A 24,788-nucleotide genomic window follows, 5' to 3' on the forward strand; every position below is an offset into this window, starting at 1 on the left:
CCGCCGGAAGGCGACAGCTTTGCGCATTCCCCGTCGCTCCGCTCGCCACTTTGCGCAGGCACGGGCCATGGTGGCACACTGGCTACGTGCTCAATGCGCAGCAGCGATTTACCTACGGGTACCGGCCAGCGGTGCCCGTGGTTTAGCTGCCTGTCTTCAGCCCCGCGGTCCGCATCCGGATCCGGGGCTCGTTTGTTGTGTGAGGCCTGAATTCGGATGACACCTGAACCCACCAACAGCGAGGAAATGATGTCTACCGAAACCACCATCGAAACCGAACTGCCCAACATCGAAGAGTTGCGGCAGGAGATCGACCATCTCGACGCCACCATCCTGGCGGCCGTCCAGCGCCGCACCGAGGTGTCCAAGCTGATCGGCAAGGCCCGGATGGCCTCCGGCGGCACCCGGCTGGTGCACAGCCGCGAGATGAAGGTCATCGAGCGCTACAGCGAACTGGGCCCCGAGGGCAAGAACCTGGCCATGCTGCTGCTGCAGATGGGCCGCGGCCGCCTCGGCCACTAACTGCCGCCCAGTACACCGAGGCGGACAAATGGGCTGGAAAGTACGAGTAAAACCGGCCCAAACGTCCATCTCGGCGCGCTAGGAGCTACGGGGTCAGCGCGATGTACTTGGTCTCCAGGTACTCCTCGATGCCCTCGATGCCGCCTTCGCGGCCGAAGCCCGAGGCCTTGACCCCACCGAACGGCGCGGCCGGGTCCGAAATCACCCCACGGTTGACGCCGACCATCCCGGCTTCCAGCGCTTCGGATACCCGCAGCGCCCGGTCCAGAGACTGGGTGTAGATGTACGCGGCCAGGCCGTACTCCGTGTCGTTGGCAGCGGCGATCGCCTCGTCCTCGGTGTCGAACCCGGTAACCGGGGCTACCGGCCCGAAAACCTCCTCTTTGAGAATGCGCGCGTCGGCCGGCACGTCGGCCAGCACCGTCGCCGGGTAGAAGTAACCGGGCCCGCCCGGGGCCACCCCACCGACCGCCACCGAAGCGCCGCGCGACACCGCGTCAGACACCAGGTCAGCCACAGTGCCCACCTGCTTGGGGCTGATCAGCGGACCCAGCGTGGACGCGGCATCGAGGCCGTTGCCCAGGTTGAATTCGGTCATCCGCTTCACCAGCTTGTCGGTGAACTCCTCGCGCACCGAATTGGCGACGTGGAACCGGTTGGCTGCGGTGCAGGCCTCACCGCCGTTGCGCATCTTGGCCAGGATCGCGCCGTCGACCGCCGCGTCGATGTCAGCATCGTCGAACACCAGGAAGGGCGCGTTCCCGCCGAGTTCCATGGACATCCGGAGCAGCTTCTCGCCGCCTTGCTTGACCAGTGCCCGCCCCACCCCGGTGGACCCGGTGAACGTCAGCTTGCGCAGACGACCGTCGTCCATCAGCGCGGTGGTCAGCTCGCCGGGACTGGTGGTCGGCAGCACCGACAGCACGCCCTTGGGTAAGCCCGCGTCGTCCATCATCTTGGCCAGCAGCAGCATGGTCAGCGGGGTCTCGCCGGCCGGTTTGACCACCATGGTGCAGCCGGCGGCCAGCGCCGGACCGATCTTACGGGTGCCCATCGCCAGCGGGAAGTTCCACGGCGTCACCGCATAACACTGACCCACCGGCGCCTTGGTGACCACGATGCGCCCGGTACCCGCCGGGCTCGGGGTGAAGCGTCCACCGATCCGCACGGCTTCCTCGGCGAACCAGCGGAAGAACTCCGCGCCGTACTTCACCTCACCGCGACTCTCGGCGAGCACCTTGCCCATCTCGAGGGTCATCAGCGTCGCGAGTTCCTCGGCCCGGTCAGTGATGGTCTCGAACACCGACCGCAGGATCTCCCCGCGCTCGCGGGCCGGGGTAGCGGCCCAGTCCTTCTCTACCGCGGCAGCAGCATCCAGTGCGGCTATGCCGTCGGCTGGGCTGGCATCGGCGACGGTGGCGAGCACTTCCTCGTTAGCCGGGTTGTGCACCTCGAATGTCTTGGCGGCGGCCCGCTCCTCGCCGCCGATCCACAGACCGGTTGGGACAGATGACAACAGCTTGGCAGCGTCCATACATCCATCATCTACACCTTCGACGACCGCGCCGCACTAGGGTTTGGGAATGCCTGCCGAACAAGTTCAGATTCCCGACATCTCGACGACGCCCGAGTGGGAAGCTCTGCGCGCACACCATCAGTCGGTCGCGGCTGCGACGCTACGCGAACTGTTCGACGCGGACCCGGAACGCGGGCGGGAGCTGACCCTGTCGGTCGGCGATCTGTACATCGACTACAGCAAGCATCGGGTGACCCGCGAAACCCTTGGGCTGCTGGTCGACGTGGCGCGTGCCGCCGGGCTGGAGGCTCGCCGCGACGCAATGTTCAGCGGGCGGCACATCAACACCTCCGAGGACCGGGCGGTGCTGCACACCGCGCTGCGGCTGCCCCGCGATGCTCAGTTGACCGTCGACGGTCAGGACGTGGTGGCCGATGTGCATTCGGTGCTCGATTCGATGGGTACGTTCACCGATCGGTTGCGCTCCGGTGAGTGGACGGGTGCCACTGGCCAGCGCATCACCACTGTGGTCAACATCGGCATCGGCGGCTCGGATCTGGGTCCGGTGATGGTCGACCAGGCACTGCGGCACTACGCCGACGCCGGCATCCTCGCGCGCTTCGTGTCCAACGTCGACCCAGCCGACCTGGTGGCCAAACTGGACGGACTCGACCCTGCCACAACACTTTTCATCATCGCATCGAAGACTTTCACCACCCTGGAAACACTGACCAACGCCACGGCCGCACGCCGCTGGCTGGTTGCCGCGCTGGGTGAAGACGCCGTCGCCAAGCACTTTGTGGCCGTTTCGACCAACGCAAAGCTGGTGTCCGAGTTCGGAATCGACACCGCCAACATGTTCGGATTCTGGGACTGGGTGGGCGGCCGGTACTCGGTGGACAGCGCCATCGGCCTGAGCGTCATGGCCGTCATCGGACGCGAGCGATTCAATGAGTTCCTGGCCGGCTTCCATCTGGTCGACGAGCACTTCCGCACCGCACCGCTGGAGGCGAATGCACCTGCACTGCTTGGTCTTATCGGCTTGTGGTACTCGAATTTCTTTGGCGCCCAGTCCCGTGCGGTGCTGCCGTACTCCAACGACCTGGCCCGGTTCGCCGCGTATCTGCAGCAGCTGACCATGGAATCGAACGGCAAGTCGGTGCGGGCCGACGGTTCACCTGTGAGTACCGATACGGGCGAAATCTTCTGGGGCGAGCCGGGAACCAACGGCCAGCACGCTTTTTACCAACTGCTGCACCAGGGCACCCGATTGGTGCCGGCCGACTTCATCGGCTTCAGCGAACCGACCGATGACCTGCCGACCGCTGACGGCACCGGCAGCATGCATGACCTGTTGATGAGTAATTTCTTCGCCCAGACTCAGGTGTTGGCCTTCGGTAAGAATGCAGCGGAGATCGCCCGGGAACTCCCGGTGGGCACACCCGCCGACGTCGTCCCACACAAGGTGATGCCCGGAAACCGGCCCAGCACTTCGATTTTGGCGACCAAGCTGACGCCGTCGGCGGTGGGCCAGCTGATCGCGCTGTACGAGCACCAGGTGTTCACCGAGGGTGTGATCTGGGGTATCGACTCGTTCGACCAGTGGGGCGTGGAACTGGGCAAGACCCAGGCCAAGGCACTGCTGCCGGTGATCACCTCCGACGCGTCACCGGCTGCTCAGTCCGACAGCTCGACCGACGCCCTGGTGCGCCGCTACCGAGCCGAGCGCGGTCGCTCAGCCTGAGTGATCTGTATACGAAAGAGGGGCGCTAAACGCCCCTCTTCGTGCACAAATCACGCGAAAAACTTGGTGAAACGCGGCGGCAGCAACTTCATCACCTCGACGATCGGCCACCACGGCCAACCGGGGACAACTGCGCGGCCCTTCTCCTTTTCGATGGCCTCGACCATCGCACGCACACCGGTCTCGTTGTCGACCATGAGCATGGTGGAGCTGGTCTTGGCCGTCATCTCCGACTCGATGTAGCCGGGCTCCAAACAGGTGATCTTGATGGGGCCGGACGGGTACTCGGCGCGCAGCGACTCGCCCAGCGAGGTGACGCCCGCCTTGCTCGCGGCGTAGGCCGCCTTGAACCCCGGCACACCGACGTTGCCGAGTACCGACGACACCAGCACCAGATGGCCGTGGTCGGCTGCCTTGAACATCTCCAGTGCGGTCTCGATCTGCACCAGCGCGGAAACCAGGTTGGTCTCGATGGTGGCCTTGTTGGCCCACAACTTGCCGCCACCAAGTGGATAACCCTTGCCGATGCCGGCGTTCACGATGACACAATCGATACCGCCGAGTTCGTCGGCCAGTTCAGCGAAGACCTTCGGCACCGCCTCGTGGTCGTTGACGTCCAGGGCCGCGACAGCCACTGTGATGTTCGGGTGCCGGGCGGTCAGTTCGGCCTTCAGCTCGTCGAGGTTGTCCACGCGACGGGCGCACAGGGCGAGGTCACGGCCCTTGGCAGCGAACGCACGGGCCATTCCGGCGCCCAGACCGGAACTCGCCCCGGTGATCAGGATCTTCTGGCGGGTCATGCGTGCAGCATAACCAAGTTAGACAACTGTCAATATCGACGGTGGCCACCGGCAGCCTGATCGACAAGGATCATGCATCGTGAAACTCGTCGCGCTGTGGACCGTCCTGTTGATGACGCTGAGCACTGCAGCGCCCTCGGCCGCCCGCGCCGACATACCAAACCCGCTGTACCCGTTGATCGATACCGCCGCGCAGCGACTACAGACCGCCGACCCGGTAGCGGCATTCAAGTGGGTCAACGGTGAGTCGATCGAAGACCGGGCCCGCAGCGACAAGGTGCTCAATGCCGTCGCGGCCGACGCGAGGACCCAACGACTGGATCCTGCGTTCGTACGTCAGGTTTTCGCCGACCAGATCCGCGCCACCGAAGGTGTCGAGCATGCCCGGTTCGCGCAGTGGAAGCTGGACCCCGCCACTGCACCGACATCGGCCCCGGACCTGTCCGCGTCACGCAGCGCTATCGACGGGTTCAACCGCCAGATGGTCGCTCAACTCGCCGCAGATCAGGACATCCTGCACGCCCCGGACTGCCCGGCCGTACTTGACGACGCGCGCGCCGCCGTGGCCGCAAGCCGCGCATTCGACGACCTGATGCGGCAGGCGCTCACCGTCGCCACCCACTCCTACTGCAGCTGAATCACTTGAGCAGCTTGGACATTCGTCGATCGGCCAGCACCTTGCCACCGGTCTGACAGGTCGCACAATACTGAAAAGACTTGTCGGCGAACGACACTTCCCGCACGGTGTCACCACACACCGGGCACGGCAGACCGGTTCGACCGTGCACGCGCAGACCGGACCGCTTCTCCCCTTTGAGGGTTGCTGCCTGCTGCCCGACCGACCGGGTCACCGCATCGCTCAAAACCGAAATCATCGCGTCGTGCAGCGCGCCGAGTTGTTCCCCGGTGAGCTTGCCCGCGGTGGCGAACGGGGAAAGCTTTGCCACATGAAGGATTTCGTCGCTGTAGGCGTTACCGATTCCGGCGATGACCCGCTGATCGGTGATGACGTTCTTGATCCGCCCGGAATTGCCGGCCAGCACGTTTCCCAGCTCGGCAGGCCCCAGCGACAACGCGTCCGGACCCAGGGACTCGATCTGCGGCACCGCGATCGGATCAGCGACCAGCCAGACCGCCAACCGCTTCTGCGTACCGGCCTCGGTCAAGTCGAATCCGGGTGCGTCGCCGGGCGTGCCCAGGTGCACCCGCAACGCGATCGGCCCTTTACCGGGTTTGAGCGGCGCGGCGGCCAGTTTCTCCGACCAACGCAACCAGCCCGCCCGGGACAGGTGGGTGATCAGGTGCAGCTCCCCCACCTGCAGACCCAGATACTTGCCCCACCGGTTGGCTCCGGTCACCTCAGATCCGTACAGCGCAGTCAGCGGTGGATCGAACGTCTTGAGCACCGACAACGCAGAAACGTCGATACGGCCCACGGGCAAGCCGACGGCGTGCCGACGCAGGTGGTCGGCCAGCGCCTCGACCTCGGGGAGTTCCGGCATGAATTCAGGCTAACCTCCCGGCGATTTCGGCGCGTTCAGTCACGTTGACCGCAACGGAGCGCGCCGAAATCACGCGGTGCCGCATGCTGTTGGCATGGCAGAACGCCCCAACCAGGCGACCGATCTCCTGCGCCGAATCTTCGTGGTGAACAGCGTGCCGCGCCGCTGGCCGTTCGCGCTGCGTGCCGCGATCTGTATGGCTGTGCCGGTGCTGGTCGGCTGGGCTGCCGGTGACACCTCGGCTGGATTGCTCGCCACCATCGGAGGCTTCACCTCGTTGTATGGCAGTGGCCGCCCCTACTTGAACCGCGCGATATATCTGGGTGCCGTTGCGGTGTCGTTCGCCGTGGTGGTGACCATCGGCGATTTGGCCGCAGCCGCACCGTGGTCCGGCGTATTGGTGGTGACGGCGATCGCGCTGGTCGCCGTGCTGCTCTGCAACGCGCTGAGCATCGGCCCGCCAGGCGCATACATGCCGGTACTGGCCTGCGCCGCCGGAACCGGTGTGGCAGCAACACATTTGAGTCCGTGGTATATCGGCGCGCTGGTTTTGGCGGGCGGCGCATTCGCCTGGGTCGCGCACATGGCAGGGGCTCTGGTGCGGCCGCGCGGACCGGAACGTTCGGCGATCGCTGCGGCGGGCTCTGCGGTCGCCGAATACATCGGGAAGCCCACGGCCGCCACGAGACACCGCGCCGCGCAACTGCTGCACGAAGCGTGGGTCGCCTTGGTGTCGTTCCAGCCCGTACGCCCCAAGGCCGACGACACCCTCTATCGACTACGCATGACAAACCGCCGGTTGCATGTGCTGTTCGCCGAGGCGATGACGGCCGCCGACCACGACCGGCCATTGCCGTTCGACGGCGTCGCACTGGCCCGGCATCTGGCCACCGTGCCCGACGATTTCGGCGGCACCGAAGGGTTGATCCCGTTGGGCCGTCCCACCGTCGCAACGCTGCTGCGGCGCGCGCTGACGCCGGGGTCGCCAGCGGTGCGATTGGCGGCGCGGACCGCGGTGGCGGTGGCGATATCCGGCGCGATCGCCGGTGCCTTCAACGTCGACCATGCTTACTGGGCTATGGCCGCGGCCGTCCTGATGCTGCATCAGGGTTTCGACTGGCAGCGCACCGTGCAAAGGGGTATCGAACGCACCTTTGGCACCTGGCTGGGGCTGGCACTGGCCGGTGCCATCCTGGCCGCACAACCCGGTGGGCCGTGGCTGGCGCTCATCATCGGCACGCTGCAGTTCATCATCGAGATGTTCGTCGTACGCAATTACACGCTGGCCGTCGTGTTCATCACGCCCGCGGCACTGACCATCGCGTCGGGCGGCCATCGGGTGCCCGACGTGCCCGGGTTGCTGCTGGCCCGAGGAATAGACACGGTCATCGGCTGTGCGGTGGCACTGGCCGTGCTGTGGGTGACCCACCGCAGTCGTGGCATCGCCGACCCGTCGTCCACCGTCGCCGCGACGTTGGAGGCCGTCGGAGTAGTGATCGGTCACCTGGGTTCCGGTGCGGTCACCACGGCCCCGGCCCGCACCGACCGCCGCGATCTGCAACTGCGCGCCATGGCGATGCTGCCGGCGTACGACACCGCGGTCCGCGGATCGGCCCGACATCGCCTTGCCGCCGAACGGCTTTGGCCAACGATCGCGGCGACCGAACAGTTGGCGTACCGAACTCTCGCCGCATGCTGGGCTGCCGAGCGCGCCGAGTCGCCGATCACCCCGGATGAAGCCGGCCAATTGGCCGGAGCCGTCACCGAACTGGCTGCCGCGGTGCGCGCCGATCGGCCTCCGGAAGAATTCGGCGCACTGCCGATATTCGGGGCCGCCGAGGTACGTGCGGTGCAGACGTCGCTGTCCCGGTGATTTGGGCGGGCTCCGTGTCGGTCACTGTGACGGAGCGCGCCGAGATCGCATAGGACTCATTAGGCGGCGCGCTGGACCAGACTCAGTGCCCAACTGACCACCGACAACACGATGGCCGCCCAGATTGCGGTGAACCAGAATTGGTCGATGTACAGGCCCCAATGCGTGGTGTTTTGGGTGATGCTCGCGGTGATCCACAGCATCAGCGCATTGATGACTATATGGATCAACCCCAGGGTGACGATGTACAGCGGGAGCGACAGCAGCTGGACGATCGGTTTGATGATCGCGTTGACCAGCCCGAACACCACCCCGACCACGAAGATGATGCCGACCCGCTGCAACGTTGTCTCGCCGCCGACGATCGCGATGCCGGGCACCACCCGGGTCACCAACCACAGTGCGAACCCTGTCACTGCGGCGCGTACCAGGAACGACGTCATGCGCCCGCCCCCCGCAGCAGGTAGATATCCATGATCCAGCCGTGCTGCGCACGAGCCTCGTTGCGCTGCTGCATTATTCGTTCACCCATCTCGCCCACGGTACCGGTGGCCAGTAGTTCGTCGGGAGTGCCCAGATAGGCGCCCCACCAAATCCGGGTTTCGGGCGGACAGGTCAGGAACGAACAGTCGCCATCGAGCATGACGACCGCCGCGCCGCTGAGTCCGTCGGTGCGCAGGCGGCGGCCCGTGGTGATCAGCACCGGCTCACCAATGTCGTTGAGCGGGATGCGATGCCGTGCGGTCAGTGCCTGGATGGCGGTGATGCCCGGGATGACGTCGTACTCGATGTCGATACGTGCCGCGACCAGGTCCAGGATGCGCAAGGTGCTGTCGTACAGCGATGGGTCACCCCAGGCCAGGAAGGCCCCGGTGCCGCCGTCGGCCAGTTCGGTACGCAGCGCCTCGGCCCACAGATCGGCCCGGGCTTCATGCCACTCGGCCACTGCCTGACGGTAGTCACCGTCTTTTGCGCGCTTTGGATCCGGCAGTTCGACGAAGCGGTAGTCGGAGTGTTCGATGAAACGGTCGCACACCAGTTTTCGCAGACCGACAAGGTCGGACTTGGACTCCCCTTTATCGGAGGCGAAGAACACCTGAGTGTCGTTGAGCGCCGCCACGGCCTGCGCCGTTACGTAATCGGGATCGCCGGCGCCGATACCGATGACATGAATGTGCCTGGTCAAACGTCCACCTCTCAGCGCAGCACCATAAGACCGCAAGTACCCGGTACCCGGGGTATTGACATGATGCGTGTAACGCACTTACGTTGGCGGAGCATAGCGTCAGCGAAGGGACGTCAATGATGACTGCTTCGATGAAGGCCGGTACCGCCCGGGCCAACACGTCGCGCGAAGAGTTTTCCGCGCGCTTGATCGGCGGCTCCGTGCGCAAGTCGTACGAGCCCGTGGTGGACATCGACTGGGACGCCCCGCTGGACCCCGATAAGTTCTATCTGCCACCCAAGGTGGTGTCGCTATACGGAACGCCGTTGTGGGACAGCATGACCCGCGAGCAGCAGATCGAGCTGTCCCGCCAGGAGTTGGTGAACACCCTGTCGGCGGGCATCTGGTTCGAGAACATCCTCAACCAGGCCCTGCTGCGCACGGTCATGCACAAGGACCCGACGGCCCGCTCTACGCATTACGCACTGACCGAACTCGGCGACGAGACCCGGCACATGGTGATGTTCGGTCGGGCCATCGAGCGCGTCGGCGCCAACCCGGTGCAGCCCAAGTGGTATCAGCGGGTGATCATCAATGCCCTGCCGCTGGCATTCAAGGGTTCGGTGCTGTGGATGGCCGCGCTGATCGGCGAGGAAATCTTCGACTCGCTGCAGCGACAGATGATGGACGACCCCGAGTTGCAGCCAATGGTGCAGCGGCTCATGCGAATTCACGTCACCGAAGAGGCCCGGCACATCCAGTTCGCCCGCGACGGAGTGCGTCGGCGGGTGCGGGACATGGGCTGGCTCGGACGGACCTGGGTGGGCAACCTCAACGGCCTGGGCGGGGTGTTCTTCCAGTTCCTGTTCACCCACCCGGTGCAGTATCGACGTGTCGGCCTGGACCCGCGCGTCGCGCGCCAGATGGCACGGCGTAGCCCGCACCGACACGACACCCAGATCATGGGCTTCGCGCCGCTGGCCGCCTTCCTCGAAGAAGTCGGGCTGATGGGCCGGATCGCACGGCGGTTGTGGACGCGCACCCACTTCCTGCCTGCCACACCCAGCCCGACGGCCACGAACAGCGGTACCGAAAGCGCCCACGTCACCGAGGACGAGGTGTACGACGGACCTGCGGTGCTGAAGTCCGGGGGCACCGAGGTGCCGGTACGTGCGCGGCTGATCGGCCACCTGGACCCCCACGACGGCCAATACCATTGGCGTGGAACACTTTTCGGACCGCTTCGAGATGACGCCCTGAAAACACCGGCGGTGACACTGACCGTCGGCGAGCAGACAGCACCGGCCCGGATCACCGAACGCACCCCTCAGGGCGGACATTCGATCGCCGGCGTGGGCGCGCCGCCATTCACGGTTCCGCGAACCCAAAACTAGAACACGTTCTAATATCGGTCCATGAGGTTCACCTACGCCGAGGCAATGACCGATCCGACCTACTACATTCCGCTGGCCAAGGCTGCGGACGCCGCTGGGTATCACGCCATGACCATCCCGGACAGCATCGCCTACCCCTACGAGTCAGACTCCAAATATCCGTACACGCCGGACGGCAACCGGGAATTCCTGGACGGCAAGGCGTTCATCGAGTCGTTCTCCCTGATCGGCGCGCTGTCAGCGGTGACCACCAAGCTGCACTTCAACATCTTTGTGCTCAAGCTGCCGATCCGCCCGCCGGCCCTGGTGGCCAAGCAGGCCGGGTCGCTGGCCGCACTGTTCGACAACCGGCTCGGATTGGGTGTCGGTACCAGCCCGTGGCCGGAGGACTACGAGATCATGGGCGTGCCGTTCGCCCGGCGGGGCAAGCGGATGGACGAGTGCATCGACATCATCAAAGGCCTGACCTCGGGTGAGTATTTCGAATACCACGGCGAGTTCTACGACATCCCCAAGACCAAGATGTGTCCGGCGCCGACCAAGCCGGTGCCGATCCTGGTCGGTGGGCACGCCGAGGCCGCACTCAAGCGCGCCGCCTGCAACGACGGCTGGATGCACGGCGGTGGGGATCCGGCCGAGCTCGACGGATTGATCGCCCGGCTGCAGCAGTTGCGCAAGGAAGAGGGGCGGGAGAACGAGCCCTTCCAAATCCACGTCATCTCGATCGACGGGTTCACCATCGATGGCGTGAAACGCTTGGAGGACAAGGGCGTAACCGACGTCATCGTCGGCTTCCGGGTGCCTTACATCATGGGGCAGGACACGCAGCCGCTGGACAAGAAGATCAAGCACCTGGAGATGTTCGCGGAGAACGTCATCGCCAAGGTCTAGCGGGTCGGCCGGCAACCAGGCCATTAAGCTTTGCCGGTGACCAGCAGCCTCAGCCAGACCGCAGCACCGCCAGTCGCCCCACCCCGTCCACCACGCCGTCGGCTCGCTGTGCTCGCTCTGGCCCTGGGCGGTTTCGGCATCGGCACCACCGAGTTCGTCGCCATGGGGCTGCTCCCCGATATCGCTTCTGGCCTGCACATCACCGAGCCGCAGGCCGGGCACGTCATCTCCGCGTATGCCCTCGGCGTGGTCGTCGGCGCTCCGCTGATCGCGGCACTGACTGCCCGGATGAACCGCAAGGTCCTGCTGGTGGGGCTGATGGTGATGTTCTGCGTCGGCAACCTGGCCGCCGTGCTGGCTCCCACTTACGGCACGCTGGTGACCGCTCGCTTCGTTGCCGGCGTCCCGCACGGTGCGTTCTTCGGCATTGCTGTGCTGGTGGCCGCGCATCTGATGGGCCCGCAGAATCGGGCCAAGGCCACGTCGCAGGTGATGACGGGGCTGACTGTCGCCACCGTAGTGGGCGTCCCGCTGGCGTCCTGGATGGGCCAGCATCTCGGCTGGCGCGCCGCGTTCTCCCTGGTCGTCCTAGTCGGACTGCTCACCACCGCCGCTATCTGGAGGTGGATGCCCGGGCTGGATTCGATGGCCGCCACCAGCCCGATGATTGAGCTCGGCGCATTGCGCCGGGTGCAAGTGTGGCTGGCGCTGCTGGTCGGCATGGTCGGCTTCGGCGGGATGTTCGCCGTCTACACCTATGTGTCAACCACCCTCACCGATGTGTCCGGGCTGTCCCGCGCTCTGATTCCGGTGGGGCTGATGACGTACGGGCTGGGCATGGTGGTCGGCAACTTGGTCGGTGGCCGGATGGCGGACGCCTCGGTGGTGCGCGCGCTGTATCTGTCGATCGGTGCCCTGGCCGTGGTACTCACCGGGTTTGTCGCAGCTGCCCACCATCCGTGGACTGCCCTGGGCGGACTGTTTCTGATCGGCGCGGCCGGCTCGGCCATCGCACCGGCGTTGCAGACCCGGCTGATGGACGTCTCCCACGATGCGCAGACCCTGGCCGCGGCGCTCAACCATTCGGCGCTGAACATCGCCAACGCCACCGGCGCGTGGGTCGGCGGCCTGGTGATCACCGCCGGATACGGCTACACCGCCCCTGCGGCAGCCGGCGCGGTTCTGGCGGTGGCCGGCCTCGGGCTGCTCACGGTGTCGGTGTTCCTGCAGCGGCGGAATGCTACGGGTCGATGATGTGCACGGCGGCTTCCTCCGCCGAGGCCGCGCCGCCATCGATACCGACATCACCGCCGAGCAGTTCACCGTCCTGATCCACCGCTATCAGCCGACCCGCGCGCTCGTCGCCTACCTCGTCGTCGCCGGCTTGTTCGTCGGGATCATCGAACTGCATTGTGGGATCAGGTTCTTCTTCGGCGAGCAATTCATCAAGTGTCTCGTTGTCGCGCGGCTCGATCCAGGATTCCGGCGGCTCATATCCCTCGTCCAGCAAGTCATCGACACCGCTGTCGATCAGCATGTCCTCCTGCGTCAATTGATTGTCATCATCGACGCTGTACTCGCCTGAGCTGGTCATAAGCTCACCTTGCCACCGAACGCCCCGAACCGCAGCCATAGTCACGCCGAGATCGACGTTTTGGCCGCTTTTACTCGGACTTTGCGGCCCGTTTGTCCGTTTGGGCGGGAAGTGCGCTCACAGCGAGCGGCTGATGATCTCTTTCATGATTTCGCTTGTGCCGCCATAGATCTTGTTGACCCGGGCAGCGGCGTAGGCCCGGCCGATGGGGTATTCCATCATGTAGCCGTAGCCGCCGAAGAACTGCACGCACCGGTCCACGATCGCCACAGCCTTGTCGGCGGCAATCAGTTTGCCCATCGATGCCAGCGCCGGGTCGTTTTGGCCGTCGATGTAGGCCTGGATGCAATAGTCGACGGTGGTCTTGACGGATAGCACCTCGGCTTTGAGTTCGGCGAGCTGGAATCGGTTGTGCTGGAATTGGATCAACCGCTTGCCGAACGCCTCTCGCTCCTTGGTGTACTTGATGGCCTCCAACACGGCAGCCTCGGCCATGCCGGCGCAGATCGATGCAATGACAAGGCGTTCCCGGGCCAGCTGCTCCATCAGTTGATAGAAGCCCAACCCTTCCTTATCGCCCAGCAGGTTGGCGACCGGCACTCGCATGTCGGTGAAGAACAGCTCGCGCGTGTCCTGGCCGTGCTGGCCTACCTTCTCCAGCACCCGGCCGCGCTCGAAGCCCGGCAGATCATTGACTTCGGCGACGATCAGTGACACGCCGGCCGCGCCCTGGGTCGGGTCGGTCTTGGCCACGATCACCACGATGTCGCAGTGAGAACCGTTGGAGATGAACGTCTTTGATCCATTGATGACGTAGTGGTCGCCGTCCTTGATGGCCGTGGTGCGGACGGCCTGCAGATCCGACCCGGTGCCTGGTTCGGTCATCGCGATGGCCAGCACCGTCTCACCGCTGATGATCTTCGGCATCCAGCGGGCCTTCTGTTCGGCACTGGCATACCTGTTGATGTAGTGCGCGACGATCGGTGAGTGCACCGACCAGCCCGATGCAGAATCATGAGCCAGGGCAAGCTCTTCGGCGACTACTGCGGACATGCCGAAGTCGCCGCCCGCGCCGCCGTATTCCTCGGGCAGGTCCAGGCCCAGCAGCCCGGCATCGCCGAGTTTGTTCCAGAATTGCCGATCGACCTGATGGTTCTTGGCCCAGCGCTCCTGATTGGGCGTGGCCTCCTTGCGCAGGAATGCCGCCCCATGCTGCCGCAGTTCCCGGTGCTGGTCGGTTTCCCAGCTGGCCCGGTAGGTAGGGAAGAGTTCTGACATTGATCTACCTCGCTGAAATCGCTGTCACTATACAAATGTATAGTGAGCTGGTCGTGTGTATAGTACACACATCCGAGGACGAACGGGGCGGTGAGATGGTCAACCCAGCTGCGGCACCCGATGACCTCACCGCAAAGGCGCGTATCCGCAACGCCGCACTGAACCTGTATGCCATGCACGGTCAGGACCGAATCTCGCTGCGCGCCATAGCATCCGAAGCCGGCGTCGCAGTGGGCCTGGTGCAGCACCACTTCAAGACCAAGGCCGGGCTGCGCGACGCGGTGGACCAGTCCGTGGTCGACCATTTCGCCAATGCCCTGGCCCAGATACCCGCCACCGCCTCCACCGCGGTACGAGACGAGGCGGTCCGGAACATGCTCCGCGCCAACCCAGCGGTGGTGAATTACGTACGCCGGGCGCTACTGGAGCCCGGCGCCACCGACAGTCACCTGCTCGATGTGCTCGTCGAATTGACACAGCGCGAAGTCCGGACTGCGCGTAAAGCCGGGCGCGCCTCCACCACCCGCGGCGAGAGCACTCAGGTGGTCGCCGTCCTGGCCCGACAGATGGGCGAACTGCTGCTGGCACCCATGGTGGACGCAGTGTGGGAACGGGTGGCACCGCGCGCGAAACCGCCGCGGCTGCGGGTCATGGTCGACGAGGCCCGGCCATGATGGTCGACATCGACGAATTCGAGGTCGCGGACCCCGCAGACGCTTGGACACGAGCCGGATTCACCGTAGACAACGACGGCGTCTGCCGGATCGGCAGCGTTCGCATCCGATTGGTCGGACGGGACCGCGGCACGGGCATCGTCGGGTGGTCGCTGCGCGGCCTGCCGGCAGCCTGTCCCGTCGACGGCATTGCCACCACACGCTCGGACGCAACTGCTCCAGCGCCGGCCGAACACGCCAACGGCGTCACCTCTATCGACCACGTCGTTTTGCTGTCGCCCAACCTGGGCAGGACCGTCGCATCACTGGCTGCCATCGATGTGGAGCCACGACGGGAACGGGACGGCCAGCTCGCCGGACGGCCGGTCCGGCAGATCTTCTTTCGGTTCGGGGAGGTCATCGTCGAGGTCGTCGGCTCACCAGGGGCATCGGGCGAAGGACCGTCGACGCTCTGGGGCCTGACCTACGTCGTCACGGACATCGACGCGGCCGCCGCGTTCTTCGGCGATCGGACGACACCAGTCAAGCCGGCGGTGCAGCCGGGGCGCCGGATCACCACGCTGCGTCACCAGGCCTTCGGGATGTCGGTCCCGACGGCAGTGATCTCGGCACCTATCCTCGGCCCATGAGCGACGACGTGGTGGTGATCCACACCGACGGCGGGTGCCGGCCCAACCCCGGTCCCGGCGGTTGGGGGGCGGTGTTGCGACAGCGGCACCATGTCCGCGAGATGTGCGGCGGCGAATCCGGCGAGACGAGCAACAACCGCATGGAGTTGACCGCGCCCATCATGGCGCTGGAAGCGCTGACCAGGCCCGTCGTGGTGCACCTTCACACTGACAGCACCTACGTCCGCAACGGCATCACCAAGTGGGTGCACGGCTGGGAACGCAACGGATGGCAGACCGCGGCGAAGCAGCCGGTGAAGAACGTCGACCTCTGGAAGCGGCTTCAGGCCGCGTGCGCGCGGCACCAGGTCGAGTGGTTCTGGGTCAAGGGGCACGCGGGTGTCGCCGACAACGAACTGGCCGACGCGCTGGCGACCCGAGGGCTCGAAGAAGCCATCGCCGCCGCAGGCTGACTCACTCCCAGGTGACGTCGCCAGGTTTCTTGTCCGGCCGCAGCCCCCGCCAGCTGGGTTGGCGCAACCGGCCATCAGCCGTGCGCTCGCTGTAGCGCACCTCCGCCACCAACTCCGGCCGGACATAGGTCGCGCCACGGGCATCGAGTGCCGGAAGCGCTGTGCTGAAAGGTGATTCGTCGACCACCAGCGGGGTCAGGAGGTTCCGGAGCCGGGCCAGTTCAGCATCGGTGAAGCCGGTGCCCACCCGCCCCGCAAAGTGCAGTGCACCGGCAACCGGAACACCCATCAACAGCGCACCGATTCCACTTGTGCGTCCTTCACCGGCCCGCCAGCCGCCGATCACCACCTCCTGCGTGCGCCAGAACTTGTCCTTGATCCACGAAGCGCCCCGTCCGCCCCGATAGGTGGAGTTCCACTTCTTGGCGACGACCCCTTCCAACCCCTGCTCGGCAGCCGCCGCCAAGGCTTGCGCACCGTCACCTTCCAGCAGCGGCGGAACTACTGGTGCACCATCAATAGCCAGAATTTCCAGCAACTTTCGTCGATCTCGGTATGACGCTCGCGCCAACGACCTGCCATCCAACTCCAGAATGTCGAAAGCCCAGAACTCGACGTGGGTGTCCGGACCTCGATTCTGCATCGCCCCGAAACTCGATACGCCGGTGACCGGAGCCACCACCTCCCCGTCGAGCACCACGTGATGGTCGGCGAGATCTGCTGCCAACGAATGCAATTGAGGAAACTCCGCGGTGACGTCACGCCCACTACGAGCCTTCAGCCGCATCCGGCCGTGGTCGGCCTCCACCAACAACCGGTAGCCATCCCACTTGCCTTCGAACGCCCACTGATCGGCAGTCAGTCCCTGCACCGAACCGGCCGTGGCCAGCATCGGTTGGATGCCTTGCGCTTTCATCCGGTGCACCAACCAGTTCTTGCCGTCGGTCTGGATCAGCGCGTACCGGCCCGAAACTTTCGCTCCGTGCAAGGTGACAATCACCTCGCCGTGTTCTCCTGAGTCCCTGAACTTTTCGGTGTCGTAGGTACCGGAGTCCCAAATGGACACGTGCCCACCGCCGTACTCCCCCTTGGGAATCTCACCTTCGAAAGTCGCGTAGTCCAGCGGATGATCCTCGGTGTGGACGGCCAGATGGTTGACTGACGGCTCATCCGGCAAGTTCTTGGGCACCGCCCAACTCACCAACACGCCGTCGCGTTCCAGCCGAAAGTCGTAGTGCAGCCGACGGGCATGGTGTTCCTGGATGACGAATTGGTTGTTGCTGCCAAGCGCCGGGGCTGCGGCCGGTATTGGTTCGGGTGTCCGGTCCGGGTCACGCATGCTCCGGTACGCGGTGAGTCGGTCTGGTACAGGCTCGTTTTCATCGAGGCCTGCCAGCAGGTCACCGTCGCGGGTCAACCTCGCCAGCACTTCGTCGAACCGTAGCTGCCGCAGATCGGGGTCGTCGAGTTCGTCCCAGGTGCGCGGTGCGGCCACCGTCGGCTCGTCACGTCCTCTCAACGAATAGGGCGCGACGGTGGTTTTGGCAGCATTGTTCTGACTCCAGTCCAGGAACACCTTGCCTGCGCGCAAGCTCCGGGTCATGGTCGCTGTGACCAGCTCCCCCATGGTTGATTCAAGTTGTTGGGCAACACGTTTGGCCACCGTCGCCGCGCCGCGAGACGAAACCGGTTGGGCCAACGGAACGTACAGATGCAACCCCTTGCTACCACTGGTCAACGGGTAGGCGATCAGGTCCATTGCACTGATCAGCGTGCGCACCGCACGCGCCACCTGACACAGCTGCGCCGTGCTGACGCCCTCACCCGGATCCAGGTCGAACACAATGCGGGTAGCCGATCCAGGTACTAGGGCATCGCCCGCCCCGCTTCGCCCGCCTGTAGCCACCAGACGCCATTGCGGCACATGAACTTCCAGCGCGGCCTGCTGTGCTACCCAGGCCAGCCCCTCTGCGGTGTCGATGATGGGATAGACGGTCGCGCCGCCTTTATGGGAGATGGTGACTCGGTCCAGCCAGTCCGGTGCCGACGTCGCGAGGTGCTTTTCGAAGAACGGTTCCTGCGCAACACCATTGGGCCAACGTGTGCGAGTGACCGGGCGCCCCGCAATGTGCGGCAGCATGGCTTCGGCGACGGCAAGGTAGTAGTCGAAGACCTCGGCTTTCGTTGTACCGATCACTGGGTACAGCACCTTGTCGGGGTTGGTCAGTCGCACCCGCCCGAATTGCAGCACCGTTCCAGTATCACGCCGATGTGGGCCATACTGGGGGTTATGCGGTCCATCTGGAAGGGGTCAGTCGCCTTCGGGCTGGTCAATGTGCCGGTCAAGGTGTACAGCGCCACCGAGGACCATGACATCAAGTTCCATCAGGTGCACGCCAAGGACAACGGGCGCATCCGCTACAAGCGCGTGTGCGAAATCTGCGGTGAGGTGGTCGAGTTCCGCGATATCGCGCGTTCATTCGAGTCCGATGACGGCCAGACCGTGGTGATCACCGACGACGACATCGCGACGCTGCCCGAAGAACGCAGCCGCGAGATCGAGGTGGTCGAGTTCGTCCCGGCCGATCAGATCGATCCGCTGATGTACGACCGGAGTTATTTCCTGGAGCCCGATTCCAAGTCGTCGAAGTCGTATGTCCTACTGGCCCAGACGCTGGCGCAGACCGACCGGGTGGCCATCGTGCACTTCGCCCTGCGCAACAAGACCCGACTTGCGGCGTTGCGGGTCAAGGACTTCGGCAAACGCAACGTGATGGTGGTGCACACTCTGCTGTGGCCCGACGAGGTTCGCGATCCCGATTTCCCGGTACTGGACAGGGAAGTTGAGATCAAGAAGGCTGAGCTGACCATGGCCGGCCAGGTGGTCGACTCCATGACCTCGGATTTCCATCCCGAAGAGTTCCATGACACCTACCGGGATCAGATGTACGAGTTGATCCAGGCGAAGATCGATGGCGGAGAAGCATTCACCACCTCCGATGAGCCAGCCGAACTGGATGCGACCGATGACGTGTCCGATCTGCTGGCCAAGCTCGAAGCCAGTGTGAAAGCCCGGCACGGCACTGACTAGCGCCGACGTCGCCGCGCCTGCGGCAAGCACCGGACTAAGAGATCGACGCTCTGGTCGTAGCTACTCGCATATTGCGGCGCGTTTGTCCGTTTGGGCGAAACCGAGAACAAATTAGAACGTGTTCTAGAAAGCGGCCCACACGGCGCCTTCGCCTTGCTACCGTGGCCCCCAAAGACGACAAAGGGGTGCACGTGATTCTGGACAGATTCCGGCTCGACAATCAGGTTGCGGTGGTGACGGGAGCCGGCCGCGGCCTAGGCGCCGCCATAGCGCTGGCATTCGCAGAAGCCGGTGCCGACGTGGTGATCGCGGCTCGCACCGAGGCCCAGCTGCAGGATGTCGCCAAGCAAATCGAGCAGACCGGCCGCAAAGCCCACATCGTGGTCGCAGACCTTGCTCACCCCGACGAAACCGCCAAGCTCGCCGGAGAGGCGTCGAAAGCCTTCGGCAGACTAGACATCGTCGTCAACAACGTCGGCGGCACCATGCCCGGCCCGCTGATGAACACCTCGCCCAAGGATCTCAAGGACGCGTTCACCTTCAACGTAGCGACCGCGCACGCGTTGACCCAGGCCGCGGTCCCGCTGATGCTGGAGCATTCCGGCGGGGGCAGCGTCATCAACATCACCTCGACCATGGGCCGGCTGGCGGGCCGCGGGTTCCTCGCCTACGGCACGGCGAAGGCCGCCCTGGCGCAGTACACCCGACTGGCTGCGCTGGACCTGTGCCCGAAGATCCGGGTCAACGCTATCGCGCCGGGTTCGATCCTGACTTCTGCCCTGGACATCGTCGCGTCCAACGACGCGCTGCGCGAACCGATGGAGAAGGTCACCCCGATGCGCCGACTGGGCGACCCGCAGGACATCGCGGCCGCCGCCGTCTACCTGGCGTCCCCGGCCGGCGCCTACCTGACCGGCAAGGTGCTCGAGGTCGACGGCGGCATCACCTTCCCCAACCTCGACCTGCCCCTGCCCGATCTGTGAGGAACAGTATGCCCATCAAAGTCGCCGCCGTCGGTACCGGAAACGTCGGCCGCCACGCCCTGACCCAGTTGATCAACGACCCTGCCTATCAACTCACCGGGGTCTGGGTGTCCTCGTCGGCAAAGGCTGGCAAGGACACCGGAGAGCTTGCCGGACTTGAGGTTTCGACCGGCATCAAGGCCACCAACGACCTCGACGAGATTCTCTCCGCCAAGCCGGACTGTGTGGTCTACACCGCCATGGCCGACAACCGCCTGCCCGATGCCCTCGAGGACTACCGCCGCATCCTGGCCGCCGGAATCAACGTGGTGGGCAGCTCGGCAGTCTTCCTGCAGTACCCGTGGCAGGTACTGCCCGCCGAGCTGATCGCCCCGATCGAGGAGGCGGCGCAGGCAGGTCAGGCCAGCATTTTCGTCAATGGCATCGACCCCGGGTTCGCCAATGACCTTTTGCCCCTTGCCCTTGCCGGCACGTGCCAGAGCATCGAGCAGATCCGATGCATGGAGATCGTCGACTACGCCACCTACGACAGCGCCACGGTGATGTTCGATGTGATGGGCTTCGGCAAGCCGCTCGACGAGCTGCCTATGCTACTGCAGCCCGGCGTACTGAGCCTGGCCTGGGGTTCGGTAGTTCGCCAGTTGGCGGCCGGCCTGGGCCTCGAGCTCGACGAGGTCACCGAGACCCACGTCCGGGTCCCGGCACCGGAGGATTTCGAGATCGCGTCGGGCCATATTCCCGAGGGCACAACGGCGGCAATGCGTTTCGAGGTCCGCGGGATGAAGGACGGCAATCCGGCCGTGGTGCTCGAGCACGTGACCAGGCTCCGTGCGGACCTGTGCCCGGACTGGCCGCAACCTGCTCAAGAAGGCGGCTCGTACCGGGTTGAGGTGACCGGTGAACCGTCGTACGCCTTGGACCTCTGCCTCAGCAGCCGCAAGGGCGATCACAACCACGCCGGACTGGTCGCCACCGCGGCGCGGGTGGTCAATGCAATACCCGCGGTGGTTGCGGCGGCGCCCGGCATCCGGACTTCACTGGACTTGCCGTTGATCACCGGGAAGGGGCTGTACGCAGCGGGTTGACGTGCCGCGGAATCTCACCCTCTGAGCTGCCCAGCAGCAGAAAGGCCCGACTCGCCGCACCAGAAATAGAGTCATTCGTCGCTAGCGGGTGACCCACCCTTCAGCGCCAGAATCGGCGTGAACTCATCTCACGGTCAGTTCACGGATCGTCCACTTCTGAGCCTGGAGAAAGTACCGCTATGCACACCGCCGTTCGACCGTTCGCTTCTGTCGGCGTTTCCCTGGTCGGGGCCACGGCCATCGCCGTGACCCCGGTCATGGCCCCGGCCGTCAGCACCCAGATTCATCGCATTGGAGCTCAGATCGAGCAGGCCGCAGTACATTTGACGGCCGCCGCCGACCCTCTCGCCGCATACACCCAACTGGTCGCGGCGACACCAAAACAGCCCGCGACCACGTCACCTCAGCCATCGGCACCGTGGATTTCAAGGACAATCGGCTACACGCGGCACGGGTGCATCACGTCCTGGGTCTGATCAACCTCGTTGAGAACAACGAACTAGCGGCCTATGGCCATCTCGCCGAATTGTTCTCCTATGCCGGCGCGCCCCTGCACCGCCACGCGTCCGTCCGTGCTCTTGCTGATTACGCCCAAGCGGCAGTACTGGCCGACATGGACGACGAGGCCAGGCGCCGACTGCCCGCAATATCGGCGCACCTACCGCGTCAGCATTCCGCGAGAGTCAGCCAATTGGTCAATCACGCATCGGCGCTGCTCGGCCTCGGGAACGTCGACGATACCTTCGCCAGCATGCTCGACGACCCCGCCGGCGAGCAGTGGCCGTTCGAACGCGCCCGACTGCGGCTCAGCTACGCGGGCTGGCTGCGGCGCAACCGGCGGCGCAAAGAGGCCCAACACCAACTCTCTTCCGCCTTGGCGCTCTTCGAGAAGTTGGGGGCCAAACCGTGGCTCGATGTCTGCACCAGGGAACTGCGCGCATCGGGTGTGCGTGCAGCACCGGCGGCAACTCCGACCACCGCGCAATTGAGTCCCCAGGAGCACCAGGTCGTTTACCTGGTCAGCGAGGGTCTGACCAATCCGCAAATCGCTGCACGCCTTCATCTTTCGCCCCGCACGGTATCCGGATACCTGTATCGGTCCTTCCCGAAATTAGGGGTAACCAGCCGCCACCAGATCCGTGACGTCCCACCACCCCCGGACTGGCAATCCACTGCCGGCTGATGCCCGGATCGCCGACCATCCAGGCGCTCCGCACCCGGAGTTCGCTGGACTTGACTTTGATTGCCGAGAAGGCGCTGTACGCTACGCCCTAGTCGCTATCCCAGCCACGACCGAAACTGCATTGCGGCACAGAAAGTTCGAGGAGCCGACCGTTGGAATGCAGTTTCGGCGCCATAGGTAAGGACCCGATATGCGCAACGTGGTCAGCGCGCTGGCGGTGGCCGCCCCGCCGGCCCTGGTGATCAACAACGGCGGTGGGGGTGGAGGCGGCGGCCTCCACCCATTCCACCACTGACACCCCAAACCACCTGGAGGACTTCATGACCGAACACACCATGCCGGAGTCAGCCCACGACGCCGGTGTACCCATCGAGCAGGCCGTCGCATTGTTCATGCTGCATCCCGAGACCTTCAGCAGCAGCATCGCGGCCGGCTATGAGAACCCCTTGGCGGGGTACGTCGCGGGCCGGGGCGGCGTGCTGGGCGACGCCACCGGCGTAGCCGTCAGTTCAGTCTTCGTGGTGTTCGAGCCGACGGGATTGGCCGCACTGTGGGATCAGGGTGTCGCCGTGCGCGGGGCCGCCGGCGCAGCCGAAGTCTATTGGCAGCAGGCCGCCGAGTTCGCTCGCAAACACCTGGCCGGTGCCGACGGGTTGGACCGGATCGCCGCACTCGGCGAGAAGATCATCGCGACGGCACCGACCGGGGGTGCTCCGTTGTTCGCCGGTTGGCGTGAGATGCCGCTCGCCGACGATGCCCCGGCGCGGGCGCTGCAGGTGATGTTCGTGCTGCGCGAGTTGCGGGCCGCGGTGCACTTCAACGCGCTGACGGTGTCGGACATCTGCCCCATCGAAGCGCACCTGCTCAACAAAGGGCCCGAGTACGCCGCGATGTTCGGCTGGCCCGAGCCCTACCCCGACTGTCTCGATAAGAAGGCTCGGTACGACGAGGTAGAGCAGGTAACCAATCATCGGATGGCGGAGCTGTTCGCGGCCGCGCTCGATCCCGACGAAGCCGACGAGCTCGCACGGTTGAGCACCGCCGCGCTGACGTCACTGAAGGCCCACGCTGCAGGTTGATCCCAGCGAGCGCGGTCTCCACCGCGGCCCGACGTTGTCATAACCTTGAGATTTCGGCTACCCTAAACTTTCTATTCGTTATACCGGATACAGAATGAGAGCGTTGCTACTAACCGACACCCGAGCGCCGTCGCGACCGGCCTGGTCCCTGCTGGGCCCCGCGTTCGTCGCGGCGATCGCTTACGTCGACCCTGGCAACGTCGCCGCCAACGTCAGCGCCGGCTCACGATTCGGCTTCCTTCTGGTCTGGGTCATCGTGATGGCCAACGTCATGGCCGGCCTGGTGCAGTACCTGTCGGCCAAGCTCGGCCTGGTGACCGGCCGCTCGCTGCCCGAGTTGGTGGCGGACAACTGCCGCACACCGACCCGGGTCGCCTATTGGGTTCAAGCCGAATTGGTCGCCATCGCAACAGATCTCGCTGAGGTGATCGGTGGTGCCATCGCGCTGCGCTTGCTATTCGATCTGCCGATGCTGCTGGGCGGGCTCATCACCGGGGTGGTGTCGCTGGGTCTGTTGGCGGTACAGAACCATCAGGGCCAGCGCACCTTCGAGCGCGTCATCGGCGGACTGCTGCTGATCATCACCATTGGCTTCCTGGCCAGTCTGTTCGTCGACCCTCCGTCGGCCCGCGACGTGCTCGGTGGCCTGGTTCCGCGCTTCACCGGCACCGGGAGTCTGCTGTTGGCCACCGCGATCCTGGGTGCGACCGTGATGCCACACGTGGTCTACCTGCATTCCGGGTTGGCCCGGGACCGGCACGGACAGCCCGAGGCCGGTGCCCCACTACAGCGGATGCTGCGTGTCACGCGGTACGACGTCGGGTTGGCCATGCTGGTCGCCGGAGCCGTGAACATGGCCATGCTGCTGGTCGCCGCGAACAACTTGCAGGGCGTCGACGGTACGGACACCATCGAAGGCGCCTACGCCGCAGTCGGTCATGCACTCGGTCCTGGCGTCGCACTGTGCTTCGCCGTCGGCTTGCTTGCCTCGGGGTTGGCGTCCACCTCGGTCGGCGCGTACGCCGGTGCGATGATCATGCAGGGCTTGCTCAATCGCAGCTATCCGCTGCTGGTACGCCGCGTGGTCACGCTGCTGCCCGCACTGGTGGTACTGGCCATCGGGTTCGACCCCACCCGTGCTCTCGTGCTGTCGCAGGTGGTGCTGTCCTTCGGCATACCGCTGGCACTGATTCCACTGATCCGACTGACCAGTAGTCGCGCGCTGATGGGCGACAACGTCAACCATCGGGTGGTCAGCGCTCTGGGTTGGGCTGTGGCCGTGGCAATTTCGGTGCTGAATGTGGTGCTGATCTGCCTGACCATCAAGGGCTGA

24 protein-coding genes and 1 pseudogene are annotated in these 24,788 nt (G+C 65.1%); 16 read left to right on the plus strand and 9 right to left on the minus strand.

Translation table 11 applies throughout. The features are described 5' to 3' along the window. Nucleotides 1-216 precede the first annotated feature (216 nt). Nucleotides 217-522, plus strand: a complete 306-nt coding sequence (locus M2432_RS16050) for a chorismate mutase (protein ID WP_280827812.1) — start codon at nt 217-219, stop codon at nt 520-522. Nucleotides 523-607: 85 nt separating this feature from the next. Here the strand turns inward: M2432_RS16050 and M2432_RS16055 are convergent, their stop codons facing one another. After that, nucleotides 608-2,056: an NAD-dependent succinate-semialdehyde dehydrogenase gene (locus tag M2432_RS16055; RefSeq protein WP_280827813.1), complete on the minus strand. Its 1,449-nt coding sequence runs from the start codon at nt 2,054-2,056 to the stop codon at nt 608-610. Between the two features lie 49 nt (nt 2,057-2,105). On the opposite strand from M2432_RS16055, the gene pgi reads away from it, so the two are divergent. Then, the gene (pgi, locus tag M2432_RS16060; protein ID WP_280827814.1) at nt 2,106-3,782 is read left to right on the plus strand and encodes a glucose-6-phosphate isomerase; all 1,677 of its coding nucleotides are present in this window, start codon (nt 2,106-2,108) and stop codon (nt 3,780-3,782) included. A gap of 50 nt (nt 3,783-3,832) precedes the next feature. Here pgi and M2432_RS16065 read toward each other — a convergent pair whose 3' ends face one another. Further along, on the minus strand, nt 3,833-4,582 hold the full coding sequence (locus tag M2432_RS16065) for an SDR family oxidoreductase (protein ID WP_280827815.1): 750 nt from the start codon (nt 4,580-4,582) through the stop codon (nt 3,833-3,835). Nucleotides 4,583-4,658: 76 nt separating this feature from the next. Here M2432_RS16065 and M2432_RS16070 point away from each other — a divergent pair, with 76 nt between their 5' ends. After that, nucleotides 4,659-5,219 (plus strand): chorismate mutase, encoded by a 561-nt coding sequence (locus M2432_RS16070; protein ID WP_280827926.1) that lies wholly within the window; start codon nt 4,659-4,661, stop codon nt 5,217-5,219. A 1-nt stretch (nt 5,220) separates the two neighbouring features. On the opposite strand, the gene M2432_RS16075 is transcribed toward M2432_RS16070, so the two are convergent. Together M2432_RS16075 and M2432_RS16080 are read right to left on the minus strand one after the other, a co-directional pair. Further along, entirely contained in the window at nt 5,221-5,694 is a 474-nt protein-coding gene (locus M2432_RS16075; RefSeq protein ID WP_280827927.1) for a zinc finger domain-containing protein, read from the minus strand. Between the two features lie 147 nt (nt 5,695-5,841). After that, nucleotides 5,842-6,084: pseudogene (locus M2432_RS16080) on the minus strand (DNA-formamidopyrimidine glycosylase family protein); the annotation flags it as partial. Between the two features lie 94 nt (nt 6,085-6,178). On the opposite strand from M2432_RS16080, the gene M2432_RS16085 reads away from it, so the two are divergent. Beyond that, entirely contained in the window at nt 6,179-7,957 is a 1,779-nt protein-coding gene (locus M2432_RS16085) for an FUSC family protein (RefSeq protein WP_280827816.1), read from the plus strand. Nucleotides 7,958-8,016: 59 nt separating this feature from the next. On the opposite strand, the gene M2432_RS16090 is transcribed toward M2432_RS16085, so the two are convergent. Continuing rightward, nucleotides 8,017-8,400: a phage holin family protein gene (locus M2432_RS16090; protein WP_280827817.1), complete on the minus strand. Its 384-nt coding sequence runs from the start codon at nt 8,398-8,400 to the stop codon at nt 8,017-8,019. Next, nucleotides 8,397-9,143, minus strand: coding sequence for a precorrin-6A synthase (deacetylating) (gene cobF, locus M2432_RS16095; RefSeq protein WP_280827818.1), 747 nt, complete (start codon nt 9,141-9,143; stop codon nt 8,397-8,399). Before cobF ends, M2432_RS16090 begins: the two co-directional genes overlap by 4 nt. Before the next feature lie 119 nt (nt 9,144-9,262). On the opposite strand from cobF, the gene M2432_RS16100 reads away from it, so the two are divergent. From M2432_RS16100 to M2432_RS16110, 3 genes are read left to right on the plus strand one after another with little or no spacing between them, the layout of a single operon-like run. Beyond that, complete coding sequence (locus M2432_RS16100) at nt 9,263-10,516, plus strand: diiron oxygenase (protein WP_280827928.1); 1,254 nt, start codon at nt 9,263-9,265, stop codon at nt 10,514-10,516. Nucleotides 10,517-10,537: 21 nt separating this feature from the next. After that, the gene (locus tag M2432_RS16105; RefSeq protein WP_280827819.1) at nt 10,538-11,407 is read left to right on the plus strand and encodes an LLM class flavin-dependent oxidoreductase; all 870 of its coding nucleotides are present in this window, start codon (nt 10,538-10,540) and stop codon (nt 11,405-11,407) included. 36 nt (nt 11,408-11,443) lie between these two features. Then, complete coding sequence (locus M2432_RS16110) at nt 11,444-12,661, plus strand: MFS transporter (protein ID WP_280827820.1); 1,218 nt, start codon at nt 11,444-11,446, stop codon at nt 12,659-12,661. Here M2432_RS16110 and M2432_RS16115 read toward each other — a convergent pair. Then, nucleotides 12,648-13,001, minus strand: coding sequence for a DUF5709 domain-containing protein (locus M2432_RS16115; RefSeq protein ID WP_280827821.1), 354 nt, complete (start codon nt 12,999-13,001; stop codon nt 12,648-12,650). The two genes, M2432_RS16110 and M2432_RS16115, sit on opposite strands and share 14 nt — an antisense overlap. Nucleotides 13,002-13,118: 117 nt before the next feature. Continuing rightward, complete coding sequence (locus M2432_RS16120; RefSeq protein ID WP_280827822.1) at nt 13,119-14,279, minus strand: acyl-CoA dehydrogenase family protein; 1,161 nt, start codon at nt 14,277-14,279, stop codon at nt 13,119-13,121. A 95-nt stretch (nt 14,280-14,374) separates the two neighbouring features. Between M2432_RS16120 and M2432_RS16125 the strand changes: the two genes are divergently transcribed. From M2432_RS16125 to rnhA, 3 genes are read left to right on the plus strand one after another with little or no spacing between them, the layout of a single operon-like run. Further along, entirely contained in the window at nt 14,375-14,953 is a 579-nt protein-coding gene (locus M2432_RS16125) for a TetR/AcrR family transcriptional regulator (RefSeq protein ID WP_280827929.1), read from the plus strand. Continuing rightward, nucleotides 14,950-15,582 carry a glyoxalase gene (locus M2432_RS16130; protein ID WP_280827823.1) on the plus strand — a complete coding sequence of 211 codons (633 nt, stop codon included), beginning with the start codon at nt 14,950-14,952 and terminating at the stop codon, nt 15,580-15,582. Before M2432_RS16125 ends, M2432_RS16130 begins: the two co-directional genes overlap by 4 nt. Further along, nucleotides 15,579-16,034, plus strand: a complete 456-nt coding sequence (gene rnhA, locus M2432_RS16135) for a ribonuclease HI (protein WP_280827824.1) — start codon at nt 15,579-15,581, stop codon at nt 16,032-16,034. The genes M2432_RS16130 and rnhA overlap by 4 nt, the downstream gene beginning before the upstream one ends. A 1-nt stretch (nt 16,035) precedes the next feature. On the opposite strand, the gene M2432_RS16140 is transcribed toward rnhA, so the two are convergent. After that, nucleotides 16,036-18,285, minus strand: a complete 2,250-nt coding sequence (locus tag M2432_RS16140; protein WP_280827825.1) for an ATP-dependent DNA ligase — start codon at nt 18,283-18,285, stop codon at nt 16,036-16,038. A gap of 39 nt (nt 18,286-18,324) precedes the next feature. On the opposite strand from M2432_RS16140, the gene M2432_RS16145 reads away from it, so the two are divergent. The 6 genes from M2432_RS16145 to M2432_RS16170 all read left to right on the plus strand — a co-directional run bounded on the left by M2432_RS16145 (nt 18,325) and on the right by M2432_RS16170 (nt 24,788). Continuing rightward, the gene (locus M2432_RS16145) at nt 18,325-19,125 is read left to right on the plus strand and encodes a Ku protein (protein WP_280827930.1); all 801 of its coding nucleotides are present in this window, start codon (nt 18,325-18,327) and stop codon (nt 19,123-19,125) included. Between the two features lie 191 nt (nt 19,126-19,316). After that, nucleotides 19,317-20,108 (plus strand): SDR family oxidoreductase, encoded by a 792-nt coding sequence (locus M2432_RS16150; protein WP_280827931.1) that lies wholly within the window; start codon nt 19,317-19,319, stop codon nt 20,106-20,108. Between the two features lie 8 nt (nt 20,109-20,116). Continuing rightward, complete coding sequence (locus M2432_RS16155) at nt 20,117-21,193, plus strand: diacylglycerol kinase (protein ID WP_280827826.1); 1,077 nt, start codon at nt 20,117-20,119, stop codon at nt 21,191-21,193. Nucleotides 21,194-21,611: 418 nt separating this feature from the next. Next, nucleotides 21,612-22,376, plus strand: coding sequence for a LuxR C-terminal-related transcriptional regulator (locus tag M2432_RS16160; RefSeq protein ID WP_280827827.1), 765 nt, complete (start codon nt 21,612-21,614; stop codon nt 22,374-22,376). A gap of 320 nt (nt 22,377-22,696) precedes the next feature. Beyond that, nucleotides 22,697-23,455, plus strand: coding sequence for an evbL (locus M2432_RS16165; protein ID WP_280827828.1), 759 nt, complete (start codon nt 22,697-22,699; stop codon nt 23,453-23,455). A 94-nt stretch (nt 23,456-23,549) separates the two neighbouring features. Further along, nucleotides 23,550-24,788 (plus strand): Nramp family divalent metal transporter, encoded by a 1,239-nt coding sequence (locus M2432_RS16170; protein ID WP_280827829.1) that lies wholly within the window; start codon nt 23,550-23,552, stop codon nt 24,786-24,788.

Source organism: Mycobacterium sp. OTB74 (assembly GCF_029892685.1).
Classification (GTDB): Bacteria; Actinomycetota; Actinomycetes; order Mycobacteriales; family Mycobacteriaceae; genus Mycobacterium.

Bases quoted from the DNA above. Each gene is read 5' to 3' on its own strand.
- M2432_RS16115 (WP_280827821.1), bottom strand. From the start codon at position 13,001: ATGACCAGCTCAGGCGAGTACAGCGTCGATGATGACAATCAATTGACG.
- M2432_RS16130 (WP_280827823.1), top strand. From the start codon at position 14,950: ATGATGGTCGACATCGACGAATTCGAGGTCGCGGACCCCGCAGACGCT.
- M2432_RS16050 (WP_280827812.1), top strand. From the start codon at position 217: ATGACACCTGAACCCACCAACAGCGAGGAAATGATGTCTACCGAAACC.
- M2432_RS16170 (WP_280827829.1), top strand. From the start codon at position 23,550: ATGAGAGCGTTGCTACTAACCGACACCCGAGCGCCGTCGCGACCGGCC.
- M2432_RS16155 (WP_280827826.1), top strand. From the start codon at position 20,117: ATGCCCATCAAAGTCGCCGCCGTCGGTACCGGAAACGTCGGCCGCCAC.
- M2432_RS16165 (WP_280827828.1), top strand. From the start codon at position 22,697: ATGACCGAACACACCATGCCGGAGTCAGCCCACGACGCCGGTGTACCC.
- M2432_RS16055 (WP_280827813.1), bottom strand. From the start codon at position 2,056: ATGGACGCTGCCAAGCTGTTGTCATCTGTCCCAACCGGTCTGTGGATC.
- pgi (WP_280827814.1), top strand. From the start codon at position 2,106: ATGCCTGCCGAACAAGTTCAGATTCCCGACATCTCGACGACGCCCGAG.
- rnhA (WP_280827824.1), top strand. From the start codon at position 15,579: ATGAGCGACGACGTGGTGGTGATCCACACCGACGGCGGGTGCCGGCCC.
- M2432_RS16120 (WP_280827822.1), bottom strand. From the start codon at position 14,279: ATGTCAGAACTCTTCCCTACCTACCGGGCCAGCTGGGAAACCGACCAG.
- M2432_RS16145 (WP_280827930.1), top strand. From the start codon at position 18,325: ATGCGGTCCATCTGGAAGGGGTCAGTCGCCTTCGGGCTGGTCAATGTG.
- M2432_RS16085 (WP_280827816.1), top strand. From the start codon at position 6,179: ATGGCAGAACGCCCCAACCAGGCGACCGATCTCCTGCGCCGAATCTTC.
- M2432_RS16100 (WP_280827928.1), top strand. From the start codon at position 9,263: ATGACTGCTTCGATGAAGGCCGGTACCGCCCGGGCCAACACGTCGCGC.
- M2432_RS16105 (WP_280827819.1), top strand. From the start codon at position 10,538: ATGAGGTTCACCTACGCCGAGGCAATGACCGATCCGACCTACTACATT.
- M2432_RS16065 (WP_280827815.1), bottom strand. From the start codon at position 4,582: ATGACCCGCCAGAAGATCCTGATCACCGGGGCGAGTTCCGGTCTGGGC.
- M2432_RS16125 (WP_280827929.1), top strand. From the start codon at position 14,375: ATGGTCAACCCAGCTGCGGCACCCGATGACCTCACCGCAAAGGCGCGT.
- M2432_RS16090 (WP_280827817.1), bottom strand. From the start codon at position 8,400: ATGACGTCGTTCCTGGTACGCGCCGCAGTGACAGGGTTCGCACTGTGG.